Below are 24,340 nucleotides of genomic sequence, written 5' to 3'. Positions count from 1 at the left end.
TATGAACCTGTTGTCGAGATACTGGCACCGCTACCAATGGCGAAATACGCCTTACGCGCATTTGTTTGCCACCCCGACTGGTGAAGAAGTCGTTTCCCTTGATTGTGAAACCACCAGCCTCGACCCGCACAAAGCCGAACTTGTAACCATTGCTGCCACTAAAATTCGCGGCAACATGATTATCACCAGCGATCCCCTCACGCTCTCGCTACGCGCACCATCGTCACTCAATGCACAATCCGTCAAAATCCACGGTATCCGTCATCAGGATTTGAACAACGGATTATCTGAAAAAGACGCCATGCTGCATCTGATTGATTTCATCGAAAATCGCCCGATCGTCGGCTATTACATTCAGTACGATAAAGCGATCCTCGATCGGTACGCAAAACGGCTATTAGGCTTCAAACTGCCAAACGCTACCATCGAGGTGAGTGACATATACCGCAAAAAACTCGAACACATTCTTCCCAACGCCTACTACGATTTAAGTATGGAGGCGATAGGACACCATCTCGATTTACCACTGTCTGGTCGGCATGATGCACTTGATGATGCCATCAGCGCAGCCTTGATATACGTACGTTTAAAGTATGGCGACGTGCCAATACCCAGATCAGCTTGAACCTCACGCAACTAGGCGCATTTAAGTGAGATCAATGCCTCAGTGTTAGGCTCGCAAGCTCACAAATCTCAGAGAAAACACACGCGTCATCCTAAAGTCTAATTGTCGAGAACCCTCATCTGACCGACCTTAATGTAACAAGACCGCAATACCGTACCCTATTCTTATATGATGCGGTCGCCAAATCAGGATGCCTGAAGGCATCACGCAGGAACACAAGGAGAAAGATAATGAGTGAGGTTCACCTGCACCCGGTCATGCCGGAGATTGAAGCAAACGCGCACGTAAACAACGACGGCTACCGTGAAATGTATCAGCAGTCTGTTGTTAACCCAGAAGGATTCTGGCGCGAGCACGGCAAAATCGTTGACTGGATCAAGCCTTTTACCAAGGTGAAACACACCTCTTTTGATACTGGCCATGTCGACATCAAGTGGTTTGAAGATGGCACACTCAACGTTTCTGCTAACTGTATCGACCGCCACCTTGAATCAAAAGGCGACCAAGTCGCGCTGATTTGGGAAGGTGACGATCCAACTGACGACAAAACACTGACCTATAGCGAGCTTCATACTGAAGTGTGTAAGTTCGCTAACGCATTGAAAGGCCAAGGCGTTCGCAAAGGCGATGTCGTGTGTCTTTACATGCCAATGGTACTTGAAGCGGCTATTGCCATGCTGGCTTGTACCCGTATCGGCGCTGTTCACACCATCGTATTTGGTGGCTTCTCTCCAGAAGCACTGGCTGGCCGCATTGTTGATTCAAACGCAAAAGTCGTGATCACCGCCGACGAAGGTGTTCGTGGTGGGCGTGCTGTACCGTTGAAACAAAACGTCGATGCTGCAATGGCTAACCCTGCAGTAACGTGTGTTGAAAAAGTGGTGGTTTACCAGCGCACAGGCAATAACGTTGAGTGGCATTCTGACCGCGACGTATGGTGGCATGAAGCTACCGCCGTGGTATCGGACAACTGTGAACCAGAAGAGATGAGTGCAGAAGATCCGCTGTTCATCCTTTATACATCAGGTTCAACAGGCACACCAAAAGGTGTTCTTCACACCACCGGTGGCTACTTGGTTTATGCCACCATGACATTCAAATATGTCTTTGATTACCAAGAAGGCGAAGTCTTCTGGTGTACGGCAGATGTTGGCTGGATCACCGGTCACAGCTACCTGATCTATGGTCCGCTGGCAAACGGCGCCAAGACCATTTTGTTTGAAGGTGTACCTAACTACCCATCAACCGCTCGCATGAGCGAAGTCGTCGATAAGCATCAGGTCAACATCTTGTATACCGCACCAACTGCAATCCGCGCACTGATGGCGAAAGGCAACGAAGCCGTCGAAGGCACCAAGCGTGATTCACTGCGTGTCATGGGTTCGGTGGGCGAACCGATTAACCCAGAAGCGTGGGAGTGGTATTACAAAACCATCGGCGACAGCAAATGCCCGATCGTTGATACCTGGTGGCAAACTGAAACTGGCGGTATTTTGATTTCACCACTGCCAGGTGCAACCGCCCTGAAACCGGGCTCTGCAACCCGCCCATTCTTCGGCGTGCAACCTGCTCTAGTCGACAACATGGGTAACATCGTAGAAGGTGCAGCCGAAGGTAACTTGGTCATGTTGGATTCTTGGCCAGGCCAAATGCGTACCGTCTTTGGTGACCATGAGCGCTTCGAGCAAACCTATTTCTCAACCTTCAAAGGCATGTACTTTACCGGTGACGGTGCACGTCGCGATGAAGACGGTTACTACTGGATCACGGGCCGTGTTGATGACGTATTGAACGTATCGGGCCACCGTATGGGTACAGCTGAAATCGAATCCGCACTGGTCGCTTTCGACAAAATTGCCGAAGCCGCGATTGTAGGTGTACCGCATGACATCAAAGGTCAGGCTATCTATGCGTACATCACGCTCAACTCTGGTGAAGTGCCAAGTGCTGAACTGACCAAGGAAGTGAAAAACTGGGTACGTAAGGAAATTGGTCCTATCGCGACACCAGATTTCATCCATTGGACAGATGCATTGCCAAAAACGCGTTCAGGTAAAATCATGCGCCGAATTCTGCGTAAGATTGCAACGGGCGATACCGGTACGCTGGGTGATACTTCTACACTGGCCGATCCGGGCGTGGTTGATAAACTCATCGCTGAGAAGTCTAGCGTGGTTTAATTAATGTTCACTTAAGTCGATGAAAAGGCCGCATTGCGGCCTTTTCTTTTTCCTCTGTTTTAAACGCAAAACCAATATTCATCACCACAAATATCAACAATGCGCATATTTCTTGATGGGATCGAGATAACATTTTTCATTTCAAAAGTGATTAAATCGTGAACTATCGCGTCTTAATCCCAGTCATAAACCCGTAATCTATAACGCTGAAAGTCTTAACATGTCTGATTAGACCAGTATTTTGCTGCCATTTGCGGTGATTTCTCTATAATTGGCAGTTAGTGAATGGTCGGAGTGCCATTTATTGGCTCTCGCATCACGCGATGTTGAAAAGCAGAAGTTACGCTCTTTTCGCCACAAGAACAGGAACAAAGCGATCAATATGACGACAAATCGCAAAGTTTTACTACTTAATGGCCCCAACCTCAATATGCTGGGTGTTAGGGAGCCAGGACACTATGGACAGAAAACGTTAGATCAAATTGTCGCCGATCTGACTTCGCTTGCTGCACAACTCAACCTCCAGCTTGATCACCTCCAATCAAACGCGGAATACGCGCTGATTGAGAGAATTCATCAAGCCATGGGAAACGTTGATTACATCATTATCAACCCTGCTGCTTTTACACATACAAGCGTGGCGCTTCGCGATGCCATCCTTGCAGTAGGTATCCCATTCATTGAAGTGCACCTGTCCAACGTCCACGCACGCGAACCTTTTCGCCACCACTCTTACTTTTCTGATAAAGCAGAAGGCGTAATTTGTGGCCTAGGCGCAGACGGATATGAATTTGCACTGAAGGCAGCGGCGCGCCGCCTGCAGTCAGACGCCAACTGACAACAAATTTGAAGAGATGAGACAACATGGATATTCGTAAAATCAAAAAACTGATTGAGCTGGTTGAAGAATCAGGTATCGCTGAACTGGAAATTTCTGAGGGTGAAGAATCAGTGCGCATCAGCCGCGCGGTTCCTGCTTCTGCTCAACCTACCCAAATGTATGCTGCACCAATGGCCGCTCCAGCGCCTGCGCCAGTCGCTGCCGCGCCAGTTGCCGAAACACCTGCTGCTGCACCGGTTGAATCTGGTCATAAAGTACTTTCGCCAATGGTAGGTACGTTCTACCGTTCACCAAGCCCAGAAGCGCAATCATTCGTTGAAATCGGCCAGTCTGTGAACGTTGGTGACACACTGTGCATTGTTGAAGCCATGAAAATGATGAACCAGATCCAATCTGATAAAGCAGGTGTGGTGAAAGCGATTTTGTGCGTAGACGGTCAAATCGTTGAATTTGATGAGCCACTGATCATCATCGAGTAATCGAGGACAGTTATGTTAGATAAAATTGTCATCGCTAACCGCGGTGAGATCGCACTTCGTATCCTGCGTGCATGTAAAGAGCTAGGCATCAAAACCGTTGCCGTTCACTCTACCGCTGACCGCGATCTGAAGCATGTATTGCTGGCTGACGAATCCATTTGTATTGGTCCCGCATCAAGCTTTGAAAGCTACCTAAACATTCCTCGCATCATCAGCGCGGCAGAAGTTACCGGCGCTGTGGCTATCCACCCTGGCTATGGTTTCCTGTCTGAAAACGCAGATTTTGCTGAGCAAGTAGAGCAATCTGGCTTTATTTTCGTTGGCCCTCGCGCAGAAACAATTCGCCTAATGGGCGATAAAGTTTCTGCTATCAACGCAATGAAAAAAGCAGGCGTCCCATGCGTGCCGGGTTCAGATGGACCATTGGACAACGACGAAGCGAAAAACAAAGCCTTTGCTAAGCGTATCGGCTACCCCGTGATCATCAAAGCTTCTGGTGGCGGTGGTGGTCGTGGCATGCGAGTGGTTCGTTCAGAACAAGAGCTGACCGAATCCATCGCAATGACCCGCGCAGAAGCAAAAGCCGCATTCAATAACGATGTGGTTTACATGGAGAAATTCCTAGAGAACCCACGTCACATTGAAGTTCAAGTCTTGGCTGACGGTCAAGGCGGTGCGATTCACCTTGGCGAGCGTGATTGCTCAATGCAGCGCCGTCACCAAAAAGTGGTTGAAGAAGCGCCAGCGCCAGGTATCACTGCTGAAATGCGCCGTTACATCGGTGAGCGTTGCTGCCGAGCGTGTCTTGAAATTGGTTATCGCGGCGCAGGTACATTTGAATTCCTGTATGAAAACGGCGAGTTCTATTTTATCGAAATGAACACCCGTATTCAGGTTGAGCACCCTGTTACCGAAATGGTGACTGGCATCGACCTTATCAAAGAGCAACTGCGCATTGCCGCCGGTCAGCCTTTGTCTTTCACACAAGATGACATCGTTATCCGTGGCCATGCGATTGAATGTCGCATCAATGCGGAAGACCCTGTTCGTTTCTTGCCAAGCCCAGGTAAAATCACGCGCTTTCATGCGCCTGGTGGTATGGGTGTTCGTTGGGAGTCGCACGTCTACTCTGGGTATACCGTGCCACCTCATTACGATTCAATGATCGGTAAGCTGATTTGTTTCGGTGAGAACCGCGACGTGGCCATCGCTCGCATGCGTAATGCGCTAAGCGAAACCATTATCGACGGCATCAAAACAAACATCCCGCTTCAGCTAGAAATCATGAAAGACGAAAACTTCCAGCACGGTGGCGCTAATATCCACTATCTGGAAAAGAAACTGGGTATACACAAGTAATCATCCCGTTTAGTTTTCTGTAAAAGGCTGCGACTTTCGCAGCCTTTTTTGTTTCTTTAACCACTTCAATGCACTGCAATAGCTGTCACATTCTCCCTTCTTTTGCCACAATACGCGCCTTCTCAACACACTGTATGAATACAAACAGACACCTAAGTCTGTTTCGGAGGCTTCTAATGAAGACACTTAGCAGCCGCTACCACCAAGCGCACAAAGAAGCAAAGTGGTCCATCGGACTCGCTGTTGCCTATTTCCTATGGTGGTACGGGTTTGCCTATGGTCTTGCCCCTGAAGGCATTGAACTGGCTCCCCCAACACTCTATTTCGGATTGCCACTGTGGTTTTTGATGGCCTGTGTCATTGGCCCTGTGCTGTTTACACTCTTATGCGCTGCCATGGTGAAGTTTTTGTTTAAAGATATGTCACTCGACATCGAGCAGGATAGTTCCCATGAATAGTCAGCTTGTTATTCCCATGGCGCTGTACCTGGTCGCAGTATTCGCATTGGCGATCTACGCACGCAAGAAAGGTGAACAGAGCAAAGGCTTTCTCAATGAATACCTGCTGGGTAATCGCAGCATGGGGGGATTCGTTCTCGCCATGACGCTCGCAGCAACCTACGCCAGTGCCAGTTCATTTATAGGCGGCCCTGGTGCAGCCTATAAAATGGGGCTGGGTTGGGTATTACTCGCGATGATCCAACTCCCAGCTGCATGGTTAACGCTCGGCGTGCTCGGCAAAAAATTTGCTATTGAGTCACGCCGTCATAACGCGCTGACGCTCAATGACATGCTGTACGCGCGCTATAAAAGTCGCGCTGTGGTCATTTTTGCCTCTTTCGCGCTTTTACTGGCATTTTTCGGCACGATGGTGGTGCAGTTTGTGGGTGGCGCACGCCTACTACAAACTGTCACAGGGCTTTCATACACCCATGGATTAATGCTGTTTGCCTTTACCGTCGGTCTTTACACCACCATTGGTGGTTTCCGCGCAGTGGTGATGACTGATACGGTACAGGGCGTAATGATGATCATCGGCACTATCGCTCTGCTCGTCGGCATTATTCATGCTGGTGGTAGTTTGGGTGAAATGATCACCGAACTTCATACCATTGACCCTGCCTTGGTCACGCCTTATGGACCAGATGCGTTTCTCACCGAACCCTTCATGCTGAGTTTTTGGGTACTGGTTTGCTTTGGGGTGATCGGTCTGCCTCACGCTGCCGTACGCTGTATGTCTTACAAGTCCAGTTCGTCATTGCACAAAGGGATGGTAATAAGCACGGCGATGGTGGCTTTTTTGATGCTAGGGATGCATTTGGCTGGCGCATTGGGTCGCGCGATTGTGCCCGATATCGCCAATCCGGATCAGATCATGCCCACCCTCATGATGACCGTGCTACCGCCAGTGGTCGCCGGTGTTTTCCTTGCCGGCCCCATGGCGGCGATTATGTCGACCATTGATTCCCAGCTGATCCAAGCGTCAGCGACCTTGCTTAAAGATTTATACCTCAACTACATCAACCCCAAGGCGGCTGATGCGCCAGAGACAGAAAGCAAATTGCCAACACTGTCTCTTTGGGTAACGGGTATTTTCTCGCTGCTTGTGTTTGTGGCGGCCACCAATCCGCCCGATATGATCATCTGGCTCAACTTGCTGGCCTTTGGCGGCATGCAGGCCGTCTTCCTGTGGCCACTTGTGCTCGGGCTTTACTGGGAAAAAGCCACCGCACGCGGTGCGTTGGCCTCAATGTTAACGGGACTTGGCAGCTACGCCGCGTTTTCCACTTTCAAACCGGACATGGCTGGCGTTCACGCTATCGTTCCCGCCTTAACCGTAAGCCTTATCGCCTTCGTGCTGGTTAGCTTATTGCAGCATCAGCGTATTAAGCCCGCTCTCGCCTGATACCTCCACATGCTCTCTCCTCGGACAGCCTCGGCTGTCCGTTTTTTTACGCTTTCTTACCAATGCCCCCACTCCCCCCTATGCGAGCTGCCTACTTTTTATGCTAGAATCCGCCCCCTAAAACCGTAGTGAAACAAAAAGCGAATTAGCCATGCCTTGGATTCAAATCAAACTTAACGCAACAGCGGAAACGGCAGAAGCCATCGGTGACATGCTGATGGACGACGCTGGCGCCCTGTCCGTGACTTTCCTTGATGCCAAAGACACGCCTGTCTTTGAACCTATGCCGGGCGAAACACGCCTATGGGGTGAGACTGACATCGTGGCACTTTACGATGCGGAAACCGACATGGATGCGGTGATGAGCATACTGAAAGCAAGCCCGCTGCTTGTTGAAGGCTTTGCTCATAAAATTGAACAACTGGAAGACAAAGACTGGGAACGCGCTTGGATGGACAACTTCAAGCCAATGCGTTTTGGTCAGCGTCTATGGGTTTGTCCAAGTTGGTGCGATGCACCCGACCCAGATGCCGTTAACATCATGCTAGATCCGGGCCTCGCTTTCGGCACGGGCACCCACCCAACCACATCATTGTGCCTTGAGTGGCTTGATGGACTCGATCTTAACGGCAAAACCGTGATCGATTTTGGTTGTGGCTCGGGCATTCTTTCACTGGCAGCGCTGCTGTTGGGCGCAAAGAAAGTGATTGGTATCGATATCGATCCACAAGCGCTACAAGCCTCAAAAGATAATGCAGAGCGCAATGGCGTTTCTGACCGCCTTGAATTGTTCCTACCAAAAGATCAGCCTGAGAATCTGCAAGCCGAAGTCGTAGTAGCAAACATTCTGGCTGGTCCACTTCGCGAGCTTTCTCCCGTCATCAAAAGTCTGATGGCCCCACAGGGTAAATTGGCGATGTCTGGCGTTTTAGAAGCGCAAGCAGAGTCGGTTGCCGATTGTTATCGCGATGAACTCGCTGTTAACGAGATTATCGTGAAAGAAGAGTGGTGTCGTATCACTGCCGAGAAAGCCTAACCTGGTGATAATCGAACAAATTTTATACTAAAAATTTGAATTCACTGGCTTTTTAGAAAATCAATACAGAACGCTCAAATATTGGCCTTTTCAGACTGGGAAAAAATGCGTAAAATGCGCGCCCTTGCTGACATTGAAGATACTACCTTGCAGATCGGACCGTACAAGCTGGAAAACACACTTATCGTCGCACCCATGGCTGGTGTAACGGATAGGCCATTCCGCGAACTCTGTTTGCGCCACGGCGCTGGCATGGCGGTTAGCGAAATGATGTCTTCCAATCCGGCGATGTGGCACACAGCCAAATCGAAAAACCGGATGGTTCATCTCGATGAAAAGGGGATCCGTTCTGTTCAAATTGCTGGTGCTGAACCAGCATTGATGGCAGATGCCGCGCGTTACTGTGTTGAGAATGGCGCTCAAATCGTCGATATCAACATGGGTTGCCCGGCAAAAAAGGTCAATAAGAAACTGGCCGGTTCAGCATTGCTGACCCGACCTGACATCATTGAGCAAATCCTGAAAGCAGTCGTGTCTGCAGTTGACGTTCCCGTCACACTGAAAACACGGACAGGATGGGATCCGGAGAACAAAAATTGTCTCCAGATTGCCAGAATGGCCGAAGATTGCGGCATACAAGCATTGGCCCTCCACGGTCGAACACGCGCTTGCATGTACAAAGGAGAGGCTGAGTACGACAGCATAAGAGCGGTCAAAGAGGCAATATCCATCCCCGTTATCGCCAACGGAGATATCGATTCCCCTCAGAAAGCCAAACAAGTGCTGGAATACACAGGTGTAGATGCCTTAATGATTGGTCGCTCTGCACAAGGGCGTCCTTGGATTTTTAGAGAAATCCAACACTACCTTGCCACCGGTGAAGAGCTTGCTGCTCCGCCGATGGAAGAGGTCGAAGCAATTTTGTTGGGTCATGTTCAAGAGCTTCACCAGTTTTATGGTGATCTCAAAGGGCTACGTATCGCACGTAAACACGTGGGGTGGTACCTGAAAGAACATGATCTGATTGGCGATTTTCGCCGGACTTTCAACGCAATCGAAGATGCCCACCAGCAGATCGATGCGCTGCAAGATTATTTCGTAAACGTTGCATAAAATACGAGAAGAGCTGACAGAGTATGTTCGAACAAAACCTGACTTCAGAAGCATTGACAGTGACTACTGTGACTTCACAAGATCAAATCACCCAGAAGCCACTGCGTGACTCAGTAAAAGCCTCCCTGAAAAACTACCTAGCGCAGTTGAATGGCCAGGAAGTCAATGACCTGTACGAGCTGGTACTGGCAGAAGTTGAGCAACCACTGCTGGACACCATCATGCAATACACTCGCGGTAACCAAACCCGCGCTGCAACCATGATGGGTATCAACCGCGGTACTCTGCGTAAGAAACTGAAAAAGTATGGCATGAACTAAGGTTCAGCTAACTTAACGGTTTTCAGTAGAAGCCAGACTGCAAAGTCTGGCTTTTGCGTTTTTATCCCCAACAAACAATACCCTCAAGCGACACTCACACTGCACCTCACTTCGCCTTCGTTATATACTCCCTGCTGACTTTGCTGTTTTATTCGCATCTAGCGAAAGTTTTTTCAGGAGATAAACATGGGTCAGGCTGATGCCTCAAACAACACTGCCACACAGAACAAGCCGGGTATCTTACATATCTGTCTTTCCACTGGTTGGGGTGGCCTCGAAATGTATCCTGCCCGCATGGGTAAAGAGTTTATCGACAAAGGCTATCGTGTGTTTGGGCTGGCATCTGAGAACTCCCGTGTTGCTAATGCAATGAAAGACGCAGGCATGGATGTGTTCACCGTACCGAAAAAATCCTCCCTATTCGGCCCAACACTCTTTGCGCTCAACAAGTGGCTCAAAGCCAACAACGTCCAAATTGTGCATTGTCATAAGTCGGGCGATATCCTGATCTCCGCGCTTTTGAGCCGATTGACCCGTCGCTACACCGTGTTCACTGAGCACATGGGCGTCAAACGTCCGAAGAAAGACATCTATCACCGCTGGGTGTATCAGCATGTCGATCAGGTGCTTTCTATCAGTAACGAAACGTATCAGCGCAACATCAAAGCCTTACCAGTAGCTGAGTGCAAAATAGAGCGCCTTTGGCTTGGCACTTACATCGAAGAGAAAACCTTTGAAGAGGCAACCCGACCGCACTTGTTGGCTGACGAGTATGGCCTTTCACATGACACCCTATTTATTGGTTCGGTAGGCCGTATCTGCGATGGGAAAGGACAAACCGATCTGCTGGCAGGGTTCGAGTTAATGGCGAATGATTACCCGAATGCGCATTTGGTTTTAATTGGCGGCCTGAACCCTGATGAAGGTGCCGATGAAGCCTTCTCGAAACTATTGCAGGAACAAGCCCATGCCTCTGCTTTCTCTGATCGCATTCACCTTGCAGGCTATCGCAAAAACGTACCGACGCTGCTAGAAGAGATTCAGATAGTATGTCTGCCTTACTGGAATGAAGCATTTGGGCTGACGGCGATTGAAGCCATGGCGCAGCATTGTGCGCTAGTGGTGTCAAACACTGGTGCACTGCCAGAGATTCTGGAAGAGACGGGTGTGTACTGCACGCCTCAGGATGCAGCGTCTATTGCGGATGGACTGAGATACTACCTGGACGATGATGCGCAGCGCGAAACCAATGCGACCAATGCCTATCATCGCGCGTTTCAGCACTTTTCCATGCAAGGTCATGCAGACAAGCTTGAAGCGATATATCTGGATGGAGCAGCGAGGTTATCATCGCCAAAAAGATGATCGACCTGACGTTAATACCCTCAAATCACAGCCAATAAAAAAGCGCCTAAAAGGCGCTTTTTTATTGAAATAATGTCGAGATTACAGGTATTCACACAAGTAAGCTGATGTTTGCGTGATTTGAACCTGAAATGATGACTCGCCTGGTACTTCAAAGCTGTCACCCGCGCCGTAGGTTTCCCATTCAATGCGACCCGGAAGTTTTACCGTAAGCTCACCTTTCACAACAGTCATACGTTCTGGCGCTGCAGTACCGAAGGTGTATTCACCAACTTCCATCACACCCATACTGACTGGGCCTTTGTTCTCAAATCCAATCGACTTTACATGCCCATCGAAATATTCGTTAACCTTTAACATCTCAATCCTTATCCATTGAAACTGTTTATCCTTTTCGTTGCCTTGACGCTATCACACTCTCCTAAGCTTCACTAACACTATTTTTTGACCCAAATTGGTCCGCATGAAGAGTTGCGGCGTATTGCGTTTTTCATACACAAATAGCGGCAGATTTTGTGCCAGGCTTAACACGATAACCATTTCATCCATCAAGGAGAGCAAGATGTCACAAATTCATTTTCAAGGACAACCCATCCCTCTGGCAGGCGATTTACCGCAGATCGGAGCCCCAGCTCCAGGCTTTACATTAGCGGCACAAGACTTATCTGATCTGACACTCGAAAGCCTACGTGGCAATAAAGTGGTATTGAATATTTTCCCAAGCATTGATACTCCGACATGCGCAAATAGCGTGCGTGCTTTCAATGAAAAAGCGGCGTCCTTGAACAATACCAAAGTGGTGTGTGTGTCGGCCGACCTCCCTTTTGCAGCAAGTCGTTTTTGCGAGTTGGAAGGACTGAATAATGTTCAGCACGCCTCAATTTTCCGCAGTCCAACCTTTACCACGGACTACGGCGTTGCCTTAGCGGCGGGGCCAATGGTCGGGCTTGCTGCTCGCGCTGTTGTGGTTATCAACGAAGGTGGCGTGGTGAAACATGTCGAGTTGGTTGACGAAGTAACCAACGAACCTGACTATGATGCTGCGCTGGCTGCTTTGGCGTAACGTACACTTACCGTATAAGGAGGCGCGGCTTCCTTATACGGATTTAATTCAATTATACGTTCGTTTCTAGTGCCCCCAGAATCGAGCAATGACTCGCATTGTCATCAGCATGACCACAACATGCATCGTTAATTTTCTTCAATGCGACGCGAATTTGGGTGAGTTCTGCAATTTTTTGGTCAATTTCATCCAGCTTCTTTTGCGTAATGCCTTTCACTTCCGCGCAACTGTGCTGACTGGCTTCTAGTCGGATTTCGAGCATTTCCTGAATGTCGTCTAGGGTTAGCCCCAAACGCTTCGCTTTCATAATAAAATGAACACGTGAGAGCGCATCTTCATTGTAGAGACGGTATCCGCTCTCGCTTCTTGATGTCGGTTTTAATAGCCCAACTTTTTCGTAAAAGCGCAACGTATCGCCGGAAACCCCAGCCTGCTTAGCAAGCTGGCCTATCTGCAACATCTTCATTTATTCACCTCTACGCATTTTTGTGACAAAACCACAAAAGCAATCGATTGCGTCTGTTATTTAGGTTAGAATGTGCGCCGAATCACTCAACGTTCTGCCGTATATCGGGTGTTTGGCAAAGTAGCTTTCATACAGACATTTTCCCAAATATCCTATCCCCACAGTTAAAGAGATGGTAGCAATGGAAAACGCTCGCCCTATTCGTCGCGCATTGATTAGCGTATCTGATAAAACTGGCATTGTTGAATTTGCCAAAACTCTCTCACAAAAAGGCGTCGATATTCTATCGACCGGCGGTACCGCTCGCCTACTGGCAGAGCAAGGTCTAAACGTCACTGAAGTGTCAGATTACACCGGTTTTCCAGAAATGATGGATGGTCGTGTTAAAACGCTGCACCCGAAAGTTCACGGTGGCATTCTTGGCCGTCGCGATACCGATGACGCCATCATGGAAACACATGATATTGCACCTATCGACATGGTTGTCGTCAATCTTTACCCATTTGCAGAAACTGTCGCAAAAGAAGGTTGCACGCTGGAAGATGCGGTAGAAAACATCGATATCGGTGGCCCGACGATGGTTCGCTCAGCGGCGAAGAATCACAAAGATGTCGCCATCGTGGTTAATGCGTCTGATTACGACCGCGTTCTGGCAGAAATGTCATCGAATGACGGCTCTCTAACGCTCAACACCCGTTTCGATTTGGCCATTTCTGCTTTTGAACACACGGCAGCCTATGACGGCATGATCGCCAACTACTTCGGCACCATGGTTCCTTCTTATGGTGACAACAAAGAAGGTGATGAGGAATCGAAATTCCCACGCACCTTCAATCAGCAGTTCATCAAAAAACAAGACATGCGCTACGGCGAGAATAGCCACCAAGCAGCCGCTTTCTACACCGAAGCCACCCCAGAAGAAGCGTCAGTGTCTACTGCGACTCAGCTTCAAGGCAAAGCACTGTCTTACAACAATATCGCAGACACAGATGCAGCACTTGAGTGTGTGAAAGAATTTGTTGAGCCAGCATGCGTTATCGTTAAACACGCAAACCCATGCGGTGTAGCACTGGGTGATAACCTGCTAGAAGCCTACGACCGTGCTTACAAAACTGACCCAACATCGGCATTTGGCGGCATTATTGCGTTTAACCGTGAACTGGATGCTGAAACCGCACAAGCAATTGTTGACCGTCAGTTTGTAGAAGTCATCATTGCACCAAGCGTGTCACAAGCAGCGGCTGATGTAATAAGCACCAAGAAAAACTTGCGCTTGCTGGTATGTGGAGCTTGGAGCACACAGACCACTGGCTTTGACGTTAAGCGTGTGAATGGCGGTCTGCTGGTTCAAGATCGTGACCAAGGCATGGTGTCGTCTGGTGATCTGACGGTCGTATCAAAACGCCAACCTTCTGAAGAAGAGTTGCGTGATGCCTTGTTCTGCTGGAAAGTAGCGAAATACGTGAAATCTAACGCGATTGTTTACGCCAAAGGCAACATGACCATCGGTGTGGGTGCAGGCCAAATGAGCCGCGTTTACTCAGCAAAAATTGCGAGTATTAAAGCCGCTGACGAGAACCTCGAAGTAGCAGGCAGTGTCATGGCATCTGATGCTTTCTTCCCGTTCCGCGATGGCATTGATGCAGCCGCAGAAGCCGGGATTACCTGCGTGATTCAGCCTGGCGGCTCAATGCGTGATGACGAAGTTATTGCTGCTGCAGATGAGCACGGCATGGCGATGGTATTCACTGGCATGCGCCACTTCCGTCACTAATATTTTTCAACGGCCCGGTTCTGCCGGGCTGATGTTATACAAGGATTGAAAATGGACGTATTGGTAATTGGCAACGGTGGCCGCGAGCACGCGCTTGCGTGGAAAGCGGCGCAATCAGCTCATGTAGGTACTGTGTTTGTTGCGCCCGGCAACGCTGGCACAGCATTGGAGCCAAAGCTTGAGAACGTCGCCATTGGCGTTGAAGACATTCCAGCACTCATTGCGTTTGCAAAAGACAAAAATATCGGCCTAACCATCGTAGGTCCTGAAGGACCATTGGTGATCGGCGTGGTTGATGCATTCCGTGCAGAAGAGTTGCCAATTTTTGGCCCAACCGCCGCGGCTGCACAACTAGAAGGTTCAAAAGCCTTCACCAAAGATTTCCTTGCTCGCCATCAGATCCCAACAGCTGAATATCAAAACTTCACTGAAATTGAGCCTGCTCTTGCCTATGTCCGTGAGAAAGGCGCTCCCATTGTTGTCAAAGCTGACGGCCTCGCAGCAGGTAAAGGCGTGATTGTTGCCATGACATTGGAAGAAGCTGAAACCGCTATCCGTGACATGCTGGCAGGTAATGCATTTGGGGAAGCGGGTCACCGCGTGGTGGTAGAAGAATTCCTCGATGGTGAGGAAGCGAGCTTCATCGTGATGGTAGACGGCAAAAACGTCCTGCCAATGGCCACCAGCCAAGATCACAAGCGTGTGGGTAACGGCGATACGGGTCCAAATACCGGCGGCATGGGCGCTTACAGTCCAGCACCCGTTGTTACTGCAGAGATCCACGATCGTGTAATGAACGACGTCATCTTCCCAACCGTGCGCGGCATGGCAGCCGAAGGCAATGACTACACGGGCTTCTTATACGCGGGCCTGATGATCATGGCCGACGGCACGCCAAAAGTGATTGAATACAACTGTCGCTTTGGTGACCCTGAAACCCAGCCAATGATGGTGCGTCTGCAGTCCGATTTGGTTGAGCTTTGCCAAGCAGCGATTGCAGGTAAACTTGATACTGTTGAGTCTAAATGGGACCCACGAGCATCTATCGGTGTGGTACTGGCTGCGGGAGGCTACCCAGCGTCATACAACAACGGTGACGTGATCTCAGGTTTGCCAACAGAAGAATTGGATGCGGCGAAAGTCTTCCATGCAGGCACCGCAGAGAAAGACGGTAATGTGGTGACCGCGGGTGGTCGCGTACTGTGTGCCACGGCAATGGGTGAAACCGTGTCTGAGGCACAGCAGCGTGCTTATGCACTGGCATCACAAATTAGCTGGGACGGCATGTTCCACCGTGATGACATTGGTTACCGAGCAATTGCTCGCGAGCAAAACCAATAATCCGAAACCATCGTTTAAAACACAAAAACGCGCCTTTGAGCGCGTTTTTTTATGCCTTGCCGTTTGAACGATACCCCAGGCAACCTGTCAATCAGGCGCTAAACGTCAGTCCGCTATAAATCGGGGCGCTCGATGCAATCAGCGCTGTCATTGTCCAGCGCGATAATGGCATCAACCGTATTCATTTTACGTCCAACTTTGCCCATCGCGGCAATAAAATTATCTTCTTGGTTGAGTCGCTGCAAAATGAAGCTTGGCACAGCAGCGTTGAACGACAGCGCTTTCTCCTCGTCAGTAAAGCACTCTTCCAAAATGCCTTTACTCCAATACCCTTGAAAAAACTGATGGCCGCTTTTATTTAGCTCTCTGGCTTGACTCAGCGCCTGTTCGGCTTGCTGGTAGTAACGTACAAGGTCCGTCGTGCGCAATGGCCGCATATCGCCATCTAGACGATTCTGTTGATAGACAGCCTGACCTTCAGAGTCATAGCGAATCAAAAAAGACTGTTGCGTTAATTTACCGTCAATCAAGACTTCGCCATCACGCTGAATTTCACGGACAATACCCTTGCGCCAGCGATATTCGGTGCTGTATTGGCCGTAATCGCCCATCAAAATACGTTCTGACAAGGTTTCTGGAAATCCCAAGCGTTCATCCAACCAATAAATACTGGTCGCATCACCTTGAATCATTGCGGTTTGAGTTTGTACAGGAGGCTTTGCACTCTCAGTCGAGCTGCAGCCCGCCAAAGAGAGAATAAGAAATGAAACGAGAGGTGTTACTGCTGAACGCATAAATATCCGCCAAAACATGAGAATGCTTTGGCGGAGTATAACTTACTTCACAGCGTCTTTAAGCGCTTTGCCCGCTACAAACGCAGGAACGTTTGCTGCAGCAATTTGGATTTCTTGGCCAGTTTGTGGGTTACGACCAGTGCGCGCTGCACGGTGATTAACTTTAAACGTACCGAAACCGATCAGTTGAACCTGGTCACCGTCTTTCAGTGCACCTTCGATGCCTGCTAGCGTTGCTTCAAGTGCTGCTTTTGCTTGTGCTTTAGACAAGTCTGCTTTCTCAGCAATCAGGTCGATCAAGTTGGTCTTGTTCATTAGGTCTTCCCTTCTTTAGATTTTCTTGAGACAAGGCAACTCTAATTCAAAAGAAGCCCGACTGGCAAAGGTTTGTAGCGCTACAAGTGACTGTCTGCAGAGTCTTTAACCACAAACTGAGCGCATCCTCACAAAATATTGGGTATATTCCTATCCGAACACTTGTATTTACTGCGCTAAGACCCGATCTTTGACGCTACTTTAATCCTGTTTTATTACTATTACGCTGGAAAATAATGATCCTGCTTATGATGTATGTGGCACTGTCCATTGGTGTCTCATTTATTTGTTCTGTACTCGAAGCTGTACTTTTGAGTATCACTCCCAGTTACCTAGCCCAGATGCGACAACAAGGTCATCCTGCTGCCGCTCGTCTGCAAGTACTCAAAGACGACATTGATCGCCCACTAGCCTCTATCCTAACGCTCAATACGATTGCCCACACCGTCGGCGCTGCCGCCTCAGGCGCACAAGCGACAAAAGTATTCGGTGATGCATGGTTAGGTGTATTTTCCGCCGTGCTGACATTGGCAATTCTATTGCTGTCAGAAATCGTACCGAAAACCATTGGTGCAACCTATTGGCGCCAAATGGCACCCAAAGCAGCCACTGTCCTACGCTGGATGGTATGGGCGCTGACTCCTATTGTATGGGCTTCAGAGCAACTGACGCGTCGCTTATCGCGCGGTAAAGAACAACCAAAGCTGCGTGATGAAATCTCAGCGATGGCCTTGCTGGCAAAAGAGAACGGCGAACTGGAGGATGATGAGTCCACCATGCTGACCAACTTGCTGGCACTGCGTGACGTACCCGTCACCAAACTGATGACGCCGCGTCCGGTACTCTTCCGCGTCGACGCCAAAATGACGATCGAAGAGTTCTTGCGTGAACATCACGATACGCCATTTTCTCGCCCTTTGGTCTACGTTGAGCAGCGCGACAACATCATGGGCTTTGTTCACCGCTTGGAACTGTTCTCAGCTGGCCAACACGGCAAAGGTCAGCAACCACTGGGAAGCTTAATGCGCCCTATTCCTGTGGTTCACGATTCAACGCATGTACCGAAAGCGTTTGACCGCTTAATGGCACAGCGTTCGCAGCTGGCGTTGATTGTTGATGAATACGGTGACGTGCAAGGCATCATCACGCTGGAAGACATTTTTGAGCACTTGATGGGCAAAGATATTGTCGATGAAGCAGATACCACCACCAACATGCAAGAGCTTGCTCATGAGCGCTGGGCAGACTGGAAAGAAACGCATGGTGTGATTGAAAGCAAAGATGACGATGCAGAAGACGAGAAAAAAGCGTCTGCGTCTAGCAAAGTCACCGTGGGTACTGAAAGTGCTGCCGATGCAGACCATTCACCATCGGATAACTCTGATACAAAAAAAGATGGCGATAAGCCATCTCGGTAAGCATTACAGTGGTAACAATTATCGCTAAATAAAAAACGGGCCGCTGGCCCGTTTTTTTATTGCTGTTACAGTGACAAACCGAGGTTGCTGATACCGTCTTCACGAATTTCGTTACGAATACCGCGAATCATCTCAACGTCACGCTCGTCTGCTTCTTTCAATGCACGGAAAATAGCCCACTGCACATCCCACTCGTCACAGACTGACTCAATTTCTTTTTGGTTGGCATTGGTCACTTCAACACCCGTTTGCGCTTCTTCCAATTGCGCGACACCGGACACTGACAGCTGGCTCACTTTGAGCACGGATTCCAACATCAAATCACGATCCAGCAAGGTATGAATCAAAGTCGACATGGCTACGCACACATCAATGGCGGGGTAAGTCAGATAAATATCATGATCATCCATACCCGGGATCAGCTCTTCCAGTTTTTCAAGCTGGTTTTCGAAGTTTATCTTGGCCGCTTTTACGGTCAGGATTTCCCACACTGCATCCAGCAAACTACGAAAAGCCTGCGGTTCAGCAAAGTCCGTTTGCTGGCAAAACGCCGCATAATTGGGATACATGCGCTCCACCAGCGCCGCCATAAAAGTGATATGCTGCCAAGGTTCGAGTTTTTCGAGTCGCAGCTGGATCGGGTTCTGTAACATGGTCTGCCGTCTACTTATGGCACAGCATGAGCTGGCCGAAAAGGAATGTGGGCTAAGTTTACTTTATATACCCAAGTAGAAAAAGGAACAGATTTGAACCAACTTTACCTCTGCTCTGAATACCAGAAGCTTTATCTCTCTTTGATCGAGCAAGCCGATCTGCCCGACCTGGCTGTCACATCAAAAATAGAAGACGCCAATATTGTCTTGGCAGACCCACCTAAGCTCGCCCAGCAAATAGAAAAAGCCCAGAACCTCGAATGGCTACAATCCACCTATGCAGGCTGTGATGCGTTATTAGCACAAAATAAACGGGATTATCTGCTGACCAATGTGCGGGGGATATTTGGTCCACTCATGTCGGAATATGTGTTCGGTCAACTATTAACCCTCACCCGTCATCTTGCACACTATCGCGATGCACAATCACAAAAGCAGTGGTCAGTGCTGCCTTACCAAAGCCTAATCAACAGAAAGATGGTGATACTGGGTACAGGCTCCATTGGTGCACACGTTGCCGCAACCGCTAAACACTTCGGTATGCAAGTCACAGGTGTCAGTAGAAGCGGCAAGCTTGCCACTTCCTTTGATACCGTGGTCACGACCGCACAGCTAACCTCCCAATTGTCAGACGCTGACGTGGTGGTTTCCACCCTTCCTTCTACGCCAGAAACAAAAGGACTGCTCAGCCATCCAACGCTGTCTGCGTGCAATGGGGCAATATTATTCAATGTTGGGCGTGGTCCCGTATTGGAAGAAAGTGCGCTAATAGACGCGATAGAACACAAACATATTCGTCATGCCGTGTTGGATGTTTTTGCCAATGAGCCGCTAGACAGCACCCATCCTTTTTGGACGCACCCTGACATTACGGTGACACCGCATATCTCTGCCATCAGTTTTCCCGACCAAGTCTTCGCGATTTTTGCGGATAACTATCAACGCTGGCATCAAGGGAGTGCGCTTCAGTACACGGTTGATTTTGATTTGGGCTATTAATGAAAGATATCCCATTGACCATGCTGCTGGATGAGGTAAAACAATGCACGCAATGCGCGGAGCATTTACCCCTTGGACCACGCCCCGTTGTTCAGGCAGCATCAGCAGCAAAGCTATTGATTATTGGGCAAGCGCCGGGAACTCGCGTGCATGAAACGGGCATACCGTGGAACGACCCTAGCGGCGATCGTCTGCGAGATTGGTTGAAAATAGATAAAACCGTGTTTTACGATCCCACTCAAATCGCAATTATGCCAATGGGGTTTTGTTATCCAGGGCGCGGCACGTCTGGCGATCTGCCACCTCGACCTGAGTGCGCGCCAAAGTGGCATGATGCGATCAGGCAGTATTTACCTCATGTTTCGCTAACGCTTCTGATTGGCGACTACGCTCAACGCCGTTATCTCAGCCCAAAACCAAGAACCTTGACCCAAACCGTGCAAGCCAACCCACAATGGGCTCCGGACTTTATTGCGCTTCCTCACCCTTCCCCCCGCAATAACCTGTGGCTGAAAAAGAACCCTTGGTTTGAGGAAACGATTCTGCCCAATCTGCAAAATCGTATGGATCAGCTTTTTGATTAATTTACACCTTTTCCCTGATCCGAATATTCACCACCAACACATGATGAGTTTAATTAATTGAATTTATTGGACTTTATCATCGCGTACAGCTTTGTTAGTAATTTCCCTAGCGAACCTATAAACAGCCCTCTGCAGACATTTTATTCAACATACAAAATAAAATGCAATGTACAGCTTTAGGCTAAACGATCTGCTTTTTGGTTTCTAATTTTTCAAGCCAAAACAGCGATAGCCACTAAGACCTTGAATTAAAATATTATTTTCTCCCTGTGCAGCTTATCGAGGAATTTCCCCAGTGAACCTTGTACACGATGACATATGTGCGGCGATTCATGTGGCGAGAAATAAAAAAATGGCCAGCGTCAACGCTGGCCATTTTCAATATCATCGAGCTGATGCGTGATAATCGATTACTTGTGATATTGCTTTGAAAGATCGTGCACCGCTTCGACAAACACACCCGCGTTTTCTGGTGGAACATCGAGGTGAATACCGTGACCAAGGTTAAACACGTGACCCGTACCGCCACCAAACCCTTCCAAAATAGTTGCCACTTCTTGGCGAATACGCTCAGGTGATGCATACAGCATGGAAGGATCCATATTGCCTTGCAGCGCCACTTTGTCACCAATGCGACGCTTGGCTTCCGCGATATCAATGGTCCAGTCCAGACCCACGCCATCACAGCCAGTTGCTGCGATTTTCTCCAGCCACATGCCACCATTTTTGGTAAACAAGGTAACAGGCACACGCCGACCATCGTTTTCACGGATCAGGCCATCAACGATTTTGTGCATGTACTGCAGCGAGAAATCGTTATAGTCACGCGGTGTCAGAACACCACCCCATGTATCAAAGACCATCACAGATTGGGCACCCGCTTTGATCTGCGCGTTAAGGTACTCAATCACACTGTCCGCCAGCTTATCCAAAAGCAAGTGCAGCGTTTGAGGATCGGCGTACATCATCTTTTTGATTTTGGTGAAGGCTTTCGAGCTGCCGCCTTCGACCATGTAGGTGGCCAGTGTCCATGGGCTTCCAGAGAAACCGATCAATGGCACATCACCGTTCAACCCTTTTCGACAAGCACGTACTGCATTCATTACATATTGCAGTTCACCTTCCGGATCAGGAAGACCGATTTTTTCGACATCAGCTTTGCAGGTAATTGGGCGTTCAAACTTTGGACCTTCACCGGTCTCAAAGTACAAACCAAGTCCCATTGCATCTGGGATAGTCAAAATGTCTGAAAATAGAATAGCAGCATCAAGAGGGAAGCGACGCAACGGTTGCAGAGTAACTTCACACGCCAGTTCTGCATTTTTACACAATGACATAAAGTCGCCAGCTTCCGCACGCGTCGCCTTGTACTCTGGCAAATAACGGCCAGCCTGACGCATCATCCATACCGGCGTGTAATCGACCGGCTCTTTCAACAGAGCGCGCAAATAGCGATCATTCTTTAGTTCTGTCATTGTTCACATCCTGAAAGTTGAGTGGCGCTATTGTATCACCCTCTCCGAGCAACAAAAGCTGCCCTTTGTGGAGGCGATCATAAATATTATCTCCAAGGATGCAGGATATTTGCCGAAGGTTTAAACACATGTTAAAAATTTGCTTCTAATAACAAAAAGTCTGACAGACAGTACCCATAAATATCGCATCTTACTCCCGCCCCCTACGGCGGGTTTTTTTTGCCTATTTGGGTACGCTTTCGTAGGTTTGATTGGTGTAATGACGTGATAGTCCGGCTTTTTTTATGCGTCGATGCACCGTTGAACGGTCGACGCCAAGAACGCGAGCGCTTTCAGATATATTCCATTCGCACGCTTGTAACACAGTCAATATATCGTCTTCGTGACACCCTATACCCGTTGAGTTTGTTTTGCCCGCCATAGCGGATGCTTTACTCCCCCCCTGACGAACATCCTCCGGTAAGTGTTCGGGGAAAATCTCACTCCCCGAACAAAACGCGAGTGCAAAGCGCACAGCGTTGTCCAACTCTCGAATGTTTCCTGGCCACAAATGACGGAGAAGCATGCTTTGTGCTGAATTACTGATCATGACCGGTTTTGGTGCTGATTTTTCAATCAACTTGGTGCTCAACCAAACAATATCATCTCGCGCTCGTAGCGGCGGAATACTCAGCCGAGCACCACTGATTCGGTAGAACAAATCTTCACGAAAACGACCGCTTTTCACCAACTGCGTCAAATCCTGATGAGTGGCCGCTAATACACGAAGCGTCACTGGAATAGCCTTTGTGGCGCCAACAGGAAGCACTTCATTTTCAGCTAACACTCTCAACAACCTTGCTTGCAGTGCGAGTGGCATATCTCCAATTTCATCTAAAAACAGCGTGCCCCCGCTGGCGCGCTCAATCAGTCCCTTTTTCCCTTTTCCTCTTGCGCCAGTAAACGCGCCCTCTGCATAGCCAAACAATTCACTTTCAATCAATGACTCAGGAATAGCAGCACAATTGATGGCGACAAAATGACCTTTGCGCTGCGGACTGGTTTCATGAACAGCGCGTGCCAGATACTCTTTACCACATCCGGTTTCTCCCTGAAGGAGCAAGGGCAATGGCGACATCGCCAGCTGAGACGCCTTTTGCGCTAATACTCCCATTGCAGCATCACCGCAATAAAGTTTGGCGAGCGATTCGCTAACAATACGACGCTTATGATGTCCGATTGGCGGTTGCTGAGGCGCTAATGCATGAGCAAACCACAGCTCTCCCGTACAGGTGCTGATCAATCTCTCTTCGCTCGGTAACGCGCGACTAAGGGTAGGTAGTTCATTGATTTCAATATCGAAGTATTCCGAAATCTTCGAACCCAATAGCGCCGATGTGTGCTGCCAGTGCGAGCCTTTTACTCGTGCCAGCAGTCGTTGAGCACTGTGTGTCATACCAATGATCTCCCCACCGCTATTGACCGCAACAGCGCATTCAGGATCTACATCAAGAAACGCTGGCGACTGGCTAAGTCGCACAATCCATTCACGCCGAAACGTGTTCATTAACGCGGCCATTTCGATGCGGCGCGTACATGACTGGACAAGACTCAGCGCCAATGCCTGACTGGCTTTGAGCTCAGGACTTTTCAGTGCAGAAATATCTAACACCGCAGCAAGCGAACCATCAACGTCATAAATAGGTGCTGCCGTACAGGAAAGCGGCGCATGCGTAGCATCAAAATGATCGGTTTGATGAACGGTAATGGCTTCACCCGTATAAATGCATGAACCCACGCCACAAGTACCCGCCCTTTGTTCTGACCATTCCGCGCCTAAGTACAAACCCGATTTTTGAAGCTCCCATGTCAATGATGCATCACCTTGGTAATCTACTGTTACGCCTTCAGCATCGGTCAGTAGCAAGACGTATCCATGCTGAGCAATCTGACGATACAGTTCGTCTAACCCATACCGGGCAGTGCGCAACAATTTGTCGAGACGCTCCTGATGCAGCTTTAACTCTGCATGAGGAACGATATAGGCTTCTTGCAATATCAATGGATCAAGCTGGTAATCCGACACACAACGCTGCCATGATTGCGCTATCACCGTATCCCGAGCGCTAGCAATACCCTCTGCAACACTCTGAACTTCTTTAATATGATCATTGACCTGATTAACGACTGCCATGAGACGACTCCTTTCACTCTTTGAAAGTATGAACCTCATTCAAAAAAATTCGCCGTACTCCC

General features: G+C 49.0%; 24 protein-coding genes. 17 read left to right on the top strand and 7 right to left on the bottom strand.

Features of this window, described 5'->3' with window-relative positions:
- The first annotated feature begins 1 nt into the window (after position 1).
- The 11 genes from ACED36_RS18840 to ACED36_RS18790 all read left to right on the top strand — a co-directional run bounded on the left by ACED36_RS18840 (position 2) and on the right by ACED36_RS18790 (position 11,223).
- Positions 2-625, top strand: coding sequence for a 3'-5' exonuclease (locus ACED36_RS18840; protein WP_016960674.1), 624 nt, complete (start codon positions 2-4; stop codon positions 623-625).
- Positions 626-855: 230 nt separating this feature from the next.
- Positions 856-2,805: an acetate--CoA ligase gene (gene acs, locus ACED36_RS18835; protein WP_016960673.1), complete on the top strand. Its 1,950-nt coding sequence runs from the start codon at positions 856-858 to the stop codon at positions 2,803-2,805.
- A gap of 382 nt (positions 2,806-3,187) precedes the next feature.
- Positions 3,188-3,643 carry a type II 3-dehydroquinate dehydratase gene (gene aroQ / locus ACED36_RS18830; protein ID WP_026024007.1) on the top strand — a complete coding sequence of 152 codons (456 nt, stop codon included), beginning with the start codon at positions 3,188-3,190 and terminating at the stop codon, positions 3,641-3,643.
- A gap of 26 nt (positions 3,644-3,669) precedes the next feature.
- Positions 3,670-4,125 (top strand): acetyl-CoA carboxylase biotin carboxyl carrier protein, encoded by a 456-nt coding sequence (accB, locus tag ACED36_RS18825; protein ID WP_017004512.1) that lies wholly within the window; start codon positions 3,670-3,672, stop codon positions 4,123-4,125.
- A 12-nt stretch (positions 4,126-4,137) separates the two neighbouring features.
- A complete protein-coding gene (gene accC, locus ACED36_RS18820) occupies positions 4,138-5,484 on the top strand; it encodes an acetyl-CoA carboxylase biotin carboxylase subunit (RefSeq protein ID WP_016960670.1) in 1,347 nt (448 codons plus the stop codon).
- A gap of 176 nt (positions 5,485-5,660) precedes the next feature.
- Complete coding sequence (locus ACED36_RS18815) at positions 5,661-5,942, top strand: YhdT family protein (protein ID WP_017005477.1); 282 nt, start codon at positions 5,661-5,663, stop codon at positions 5,940-5,942.
- Positions 5,935-7,389 carry a sodium/pantothenate symporter gene (gene panF, locus ACED36_RS18810; RefSeq protein WP_371733681.1) on the top strand — a complete coding sequence of 485 codons (1,455 nt, stop codon included), beginning with the start codon at positions 5,935-5,937 and terminating at the stop codon, positions 7,387-7,389. The genes ACED36_RS18815 and panF overlap by 8 nt, the downstream gene beginning before the upstream one ends.
- 151 nt (positions 7,390-7,540) lie before the next feature.
- The gene (prmA, locus tag ACED36_RS18805) at positions 7,541-8,425 is read left to right on the top strand and encodes a 50S ribosomal protein L11 methyltransferase (RefSeq protein ID WP_017004511.1); all 885 of its coding nucleotides are present in this window, start codon (positions 7,541-7,543) and stop codon (positions 8,423-8,425) included.
- Between the two features lie 147 nt (positions 8,426-8,572).
- Positions 8,573-9,538 carry a tRNA dihydrouridine synthase DusB gene (dusB, locus tag ACED36_RS18800; RefSeq protein ID WP_035008716.1) on the top strand — a complete coding sequence of 322 codons (966 nt, stop codon included), beginning with the start codon at positions 8,573-8,575 and terminating at the stop codon, positions 9,536-9,538.
- A gap of 23 nt (positions 9,539-9,561) precedes the next feature.
- Entirely contained in the window at positions 9,562-9,858 is a 297-nt protein-coding gene (gene fis, locus ACED36_RS18795; protein ID WP_002542007.1) for a DNA-binding transcriptional regulator Fis, read from the top strand.
- A 186-nt stretch (positions 9,859-10,044) separates the two neighbouring features.
- Positions 10,045-11,223, top strand: coding sequence for a glycosyltransferase family 4 protein (locus ACED36_RS18790; protein ID WP_016960665.1), 1,179 nt, complete (start codon positions 10,045-10,047; stop codon positions 11,221-11,223).
- An 81-nt stretch (positions 11,224-11,304) separates the two neighbouring features.
- Here the strand turns inward: ACED36_RS18790 and ACED36_RS18785 are convergent, their stop codons facing one another.
- Positions 11,305-11,583, bottom strand: coding sequence for a pyrimidine/purine nucleoside phosphorylase (locus ACED36_RS18785; RefSeq protein WP_016960664.1), 279 nt, complete (start codon positions 11,581-11,583; stop codon positions 11,305-11,307).
- A gap of 202 nt (positions 11,584-11,785) precedes the next feature.
- On the opposite strand from ACED36_RS18785, the gene tpx reads away from it, so the two are divergent.
- A complete protein-coding gene (gene tpx / locus ACED36_RS18780) occupies positions 11,786-12,286 on the top strand; it encodes a thiol peroxidase (RefSeq protein WP_371733680.1) in 501 nt (166 codons plus the stop codon).
- A gap of 52 nt (positions 12,287-12,338) precedes the next feature.
- Here tpx and zntR read toward each other — a convergent pair whose 3' ends face one another.
- Positions 12,339-12,752: a Zn(2+)-responsive transcriptional regulator gene (gene zntR, locus ACED36_RS18775; protein ID WP_016960662.1), complete on the bottom strand. Its 414-nt coding sequence runs from the start codon at positions 12,750-12,752 to the stop codon at positions 12,339-12,341.
- A gap of 181 nt (positions 12,753-12,933) precedes the next feature.
- On the opposite strand from zntR, the gene purH reads away from it, so the two are divergent.
- Positions 12,934-14,526: a bifunctional phosphoribosylaminoimidazolecarboxamide formyltransferase/IMP cyclohydrolase gene (gene purH / locus ACED36_RS18770; protein WP_016960661.1), complete on the top strand. Its 1,593-nt coding sequence runs from the start codon at positions 12,934-12,936 to the stop codon at positions 14,524-14,526.
- Between the two features lie 51 nt (positions 14,527-14,577).
- The gene (gene purD / locus ACED36_RS18765; RefSeq protein WP_016960660.1) at positions 14,578-15,867 is read left to right on the top strand and encodes a phosphoribosylamine--glycine ligase; all 1,290 of its coding nucleotides are present in this window, start codon (positions 14,578-14,580) and stop codon (positions 15,865-15,867) included.
- Between the two features lie 113 nt (positions 15,868-15,980).
- Here the strand turns inward: purD and ACED36_RS18760 are convergent, their stop codons facing one another.
- Both ACED36_RS18760 and hupA read right to left on the bottom strand, forming a co-directional pair.
- Positions 15,981-16,661 (bottom strand): DUF1481 domain-containing protein, encoded by a 681-nt coding sequence (locus ACED36_RS18760; RefSeq protein WP_371733677.1) that lies wholly within the window; start codon positions 16,659-16,661, stop codon positions 15,981-15,983.
- Between the two features lie 42 nt (positions 16,662-16,703).
- Entirely contained in the window at positions 16,704-16,976 is a 273-nt protein-coding gene (hupA, locus tag ACED36_RS18755; protein ID WP_002542017.1) for a nucleoid-associated protein HU-alpha, read from the bottom strand.
- Positions 16,977-17,212: 236 nt separating this feature from the next.
- On the opposite strand from hupA, the gene ACED36_RS18750 reads away from it, so the two are divergent.
- On the top strand, positions 17,213-18,394 hold the full coding sequence (locus tag ACED36_RS18750) for a hemolysin family protein (protein WP_017007153.1): 1,182 nt from the start codon (positions 17,213-17,215) through the stop codon (positions 18,392-18,394).
- 65 nt (positions 18,395-18,459) lie between these two features.
- Here the strand turns inward: ACED36_RS18750 and ACED36_RS18745 are convergent, their stop codons facing one another.
- Positions 18,460-19,047: a YjaG family protein gene (locus ACED36_RS18745; RefSeq protein ID WP_016960657.1), complete on the bottom strand. Its 588-nt coding sequence runs from the start codon at positions 19,045-19,047 to the stop codon at positions 18,460-18,462.
- Positions 19,048-19,140: 93 nt separating this feature from the next.
- Between ACED36_RS18745 and ACED36_RS18740 the strand changes: the two genes are divergently transcribed.
- Positions 19,141-20,046: a D-2-hydroxyacid dehydrogenase gene (locus ACED36_RS18740; protein ID WP_016960656.1), complete on the top strand. Its 906-nt coding sequence runs from the start codon at positions 19,141-19,143 to the stop codon at positions 20,044-20,046.
- On the top strand, positions 20,046-20,630 hold the full coding sequence (locus ACED36_RS18735; protein ID WP_016960655.1) for a uracil-DNA glycosylase family protein: 585 nt from the start codon (positions 20,046-20,048) through the stop codon (positions 20,628-20,630). The genes ACED36_RS18740 and ACED36_RS18735 overlap by 1 nt, the downstream gene beginning before the upstream one ends.
- Positions 20,631-21,040: 410 nt before the next feature.
- On the opposite strand, the gene hemE is transcribed toward ACED36_RS18735, so the two are convergent.
- Together hemE and ACED36_RS18725 are read right to left on the bottom strand one after the other, a co-directional pair.
- Positions 21,041-22,105: a uroporphyrinogen decarboxylase gene (gene hemE / locus ACED36_RS18730; RefSeq protein WP_016960654.1), complete on the bottom strand. Its 1,065-nt coding sequence runs from the start codon at positions 22,103-22,105 to the stop codon at positions 21,041-21,043.
- 223 nt (positions 22,106-22,328) lie between these two features.
- Complete coding sequence (locus ACED36_RS18725; protein WP_016960653.1) at positions 22,329-24,278, bottom strand: sigma-54-dependent Fis family transcriptional regulator; 1,950 nt, start codon at positions 24,276-24,278, stop codon at positions 22,329-22,331.
- Positions 24,279-24,340 lie beyond the last annotated feature (62 nt).

The organism is Enterovibrio sp. FF113 (assembly GCF_041439165.1).
GTDB lineage: Bacteria > Pseudomonadota > Gammaproteobacteria > Enterobacterales > Vibrionaceae > Enterovibrio > Enterovibrio norvegicus_A.
Note: the sequence above shows the minus strand (reverse complement) of the source record. Positions and strands in the feature narration are given on the sequence as shown.

Coding starts and splice junctions, on each gene's coding strand:
- ACED36_RS18840 (WP_016960674.1), top strand. CDS start 2: ATGAACCTGTTGTCGAGATACTGGCACCGCTACCAATGGCGAAATACG.
- acs (WP_016960673.1), top strand. CDS start 856: ATGAGTGAGGTTCACCTGCACCCGGTCATGCCGGAGATTGAAGCAAAC.
- aroQ (WP_026024007.1), top strand. CDS start 3,188: ATGACGACAAATCGCAAAGTTTTACTACTTAATGGCCCCAACCTCAAT.
- accB (WP_017004512.1), top strand. CDS start 3,670: ATGGATATTCGTAAAATCAAAAAACTGATTGAGCTGGTTGAAGAATCA.
- accC (WP_016960670.1), top strand. CDS start 4,138: ATGTTAGATAAAATTGTCATCGCTAACCGCGGTGAGATCGCACTTCGT.
- ACED36_RS18815 (WP_017005477.1), top strand. CDS start 5,661: ATGAAGACACTTAGCAGCCGCTACCACCAAGCGCACAAAGAAGCAAAG.
- panF (WP_371733681.1), top strand. CDS start 5,935: ATGAATAGTCAGCTTGTTATTCCCATGGCGCTGTACCTGGTCGCAGTA.
- prmA (WP_017004511.1), top strand. CDS start 7,541: ATGCCTTGGATTCAAATCAAACTTAACGCAACAGCGGAAACGGCAGAA.
- fis (WP_002542007.1), top strand. CDS start 9,562: ATGTTCGAACAAAACCTGACTTCAGAAGCATTGACAGTGACTACTGTG.
- ACED36_RS18790 (WP_016960665.1), top strand. CDS start 10,045: ATGGGTCAGGCTGATGCCTCAAACAACACTGCCACACAGAACAAGCCG.
- ACED36_RS18785 (WP_016960664.1), bottom strand. CDS start 11,583: ATGTTAAAGGTTAACGAATATTTCGATGGGCATGTAAAGTCGATTGGA.
- tpx (WP_371733680.1), top strand. CDS start 11,786: ATGTCACAAATTCATTTTCAAGGACAACCCATCCCTCTGGCAGGCGAT.
- zntR (WP_016960662.1), bottom strand. CDS start 12,752: ATGAAGATGTTGCAGATAGGCCAGCTTGCTAAGCAGGCTGGGGTTTCC.
- purH (WP_016960661.1), top strand. CDS start 12,934: ATGGAAAACGCTCGCCCTATTCGTCGCGCATTGATTAGCGTATCTGAT.
- purD (WP_016960660.1), top strand. CDS start 14,578: ATGGACGTATTGGTAATTGGCAACGGTGGCCGCGAGCACGCGCTTGCG.
- ACED36_RS18760 (WP_371733677.1), bottom strand. CDS start 16,661: ATGCGTTCAGCAGTAACACCTCTCGTTTCATTTCTTATTCTCTCTTTG.
- hupA (WP_002542017.1), bottom strand. CDS start 16,976: ATGAACAAGACCAACTTGATCGACCTGATTGCTGAGAAAGCAGACTTG.
- ACED36_RS18750 (WP_017007153.1), top strand. CDS start 17,213: ATGATCCTGCTTATGATGTATGTGGCACTGTCCATTGGTGTCTCATTT.
- ACED36_RS18745 (WP_016960657.1), bottom strand. CDS start 19,047: ATGTTACAGAACCCGATCCAGCTGCGACTCGAAAAACTCGAACCTTGG.
- ACED36_RS18735 (WP_016960655.1), top strand. CDS start 20,046: ATGAAAGATATCCCATTGACCATGCTGCTGGATGAGGTAAAACAATGC.
- hemE (WP_016960654.1), bottom strand. CDS start 22,105: ATGACAGAACTAAAGAATGATCGCTATTTGCGCGCTCTGTTGAAAGAG.
- ACED36_RS18725 (WP_016960653.1), bottom strand. CDS start 24,278: ATGGCAGTCGTTAATCAGGTCAATGATCATATTAAAGAAGTTCAGAGT.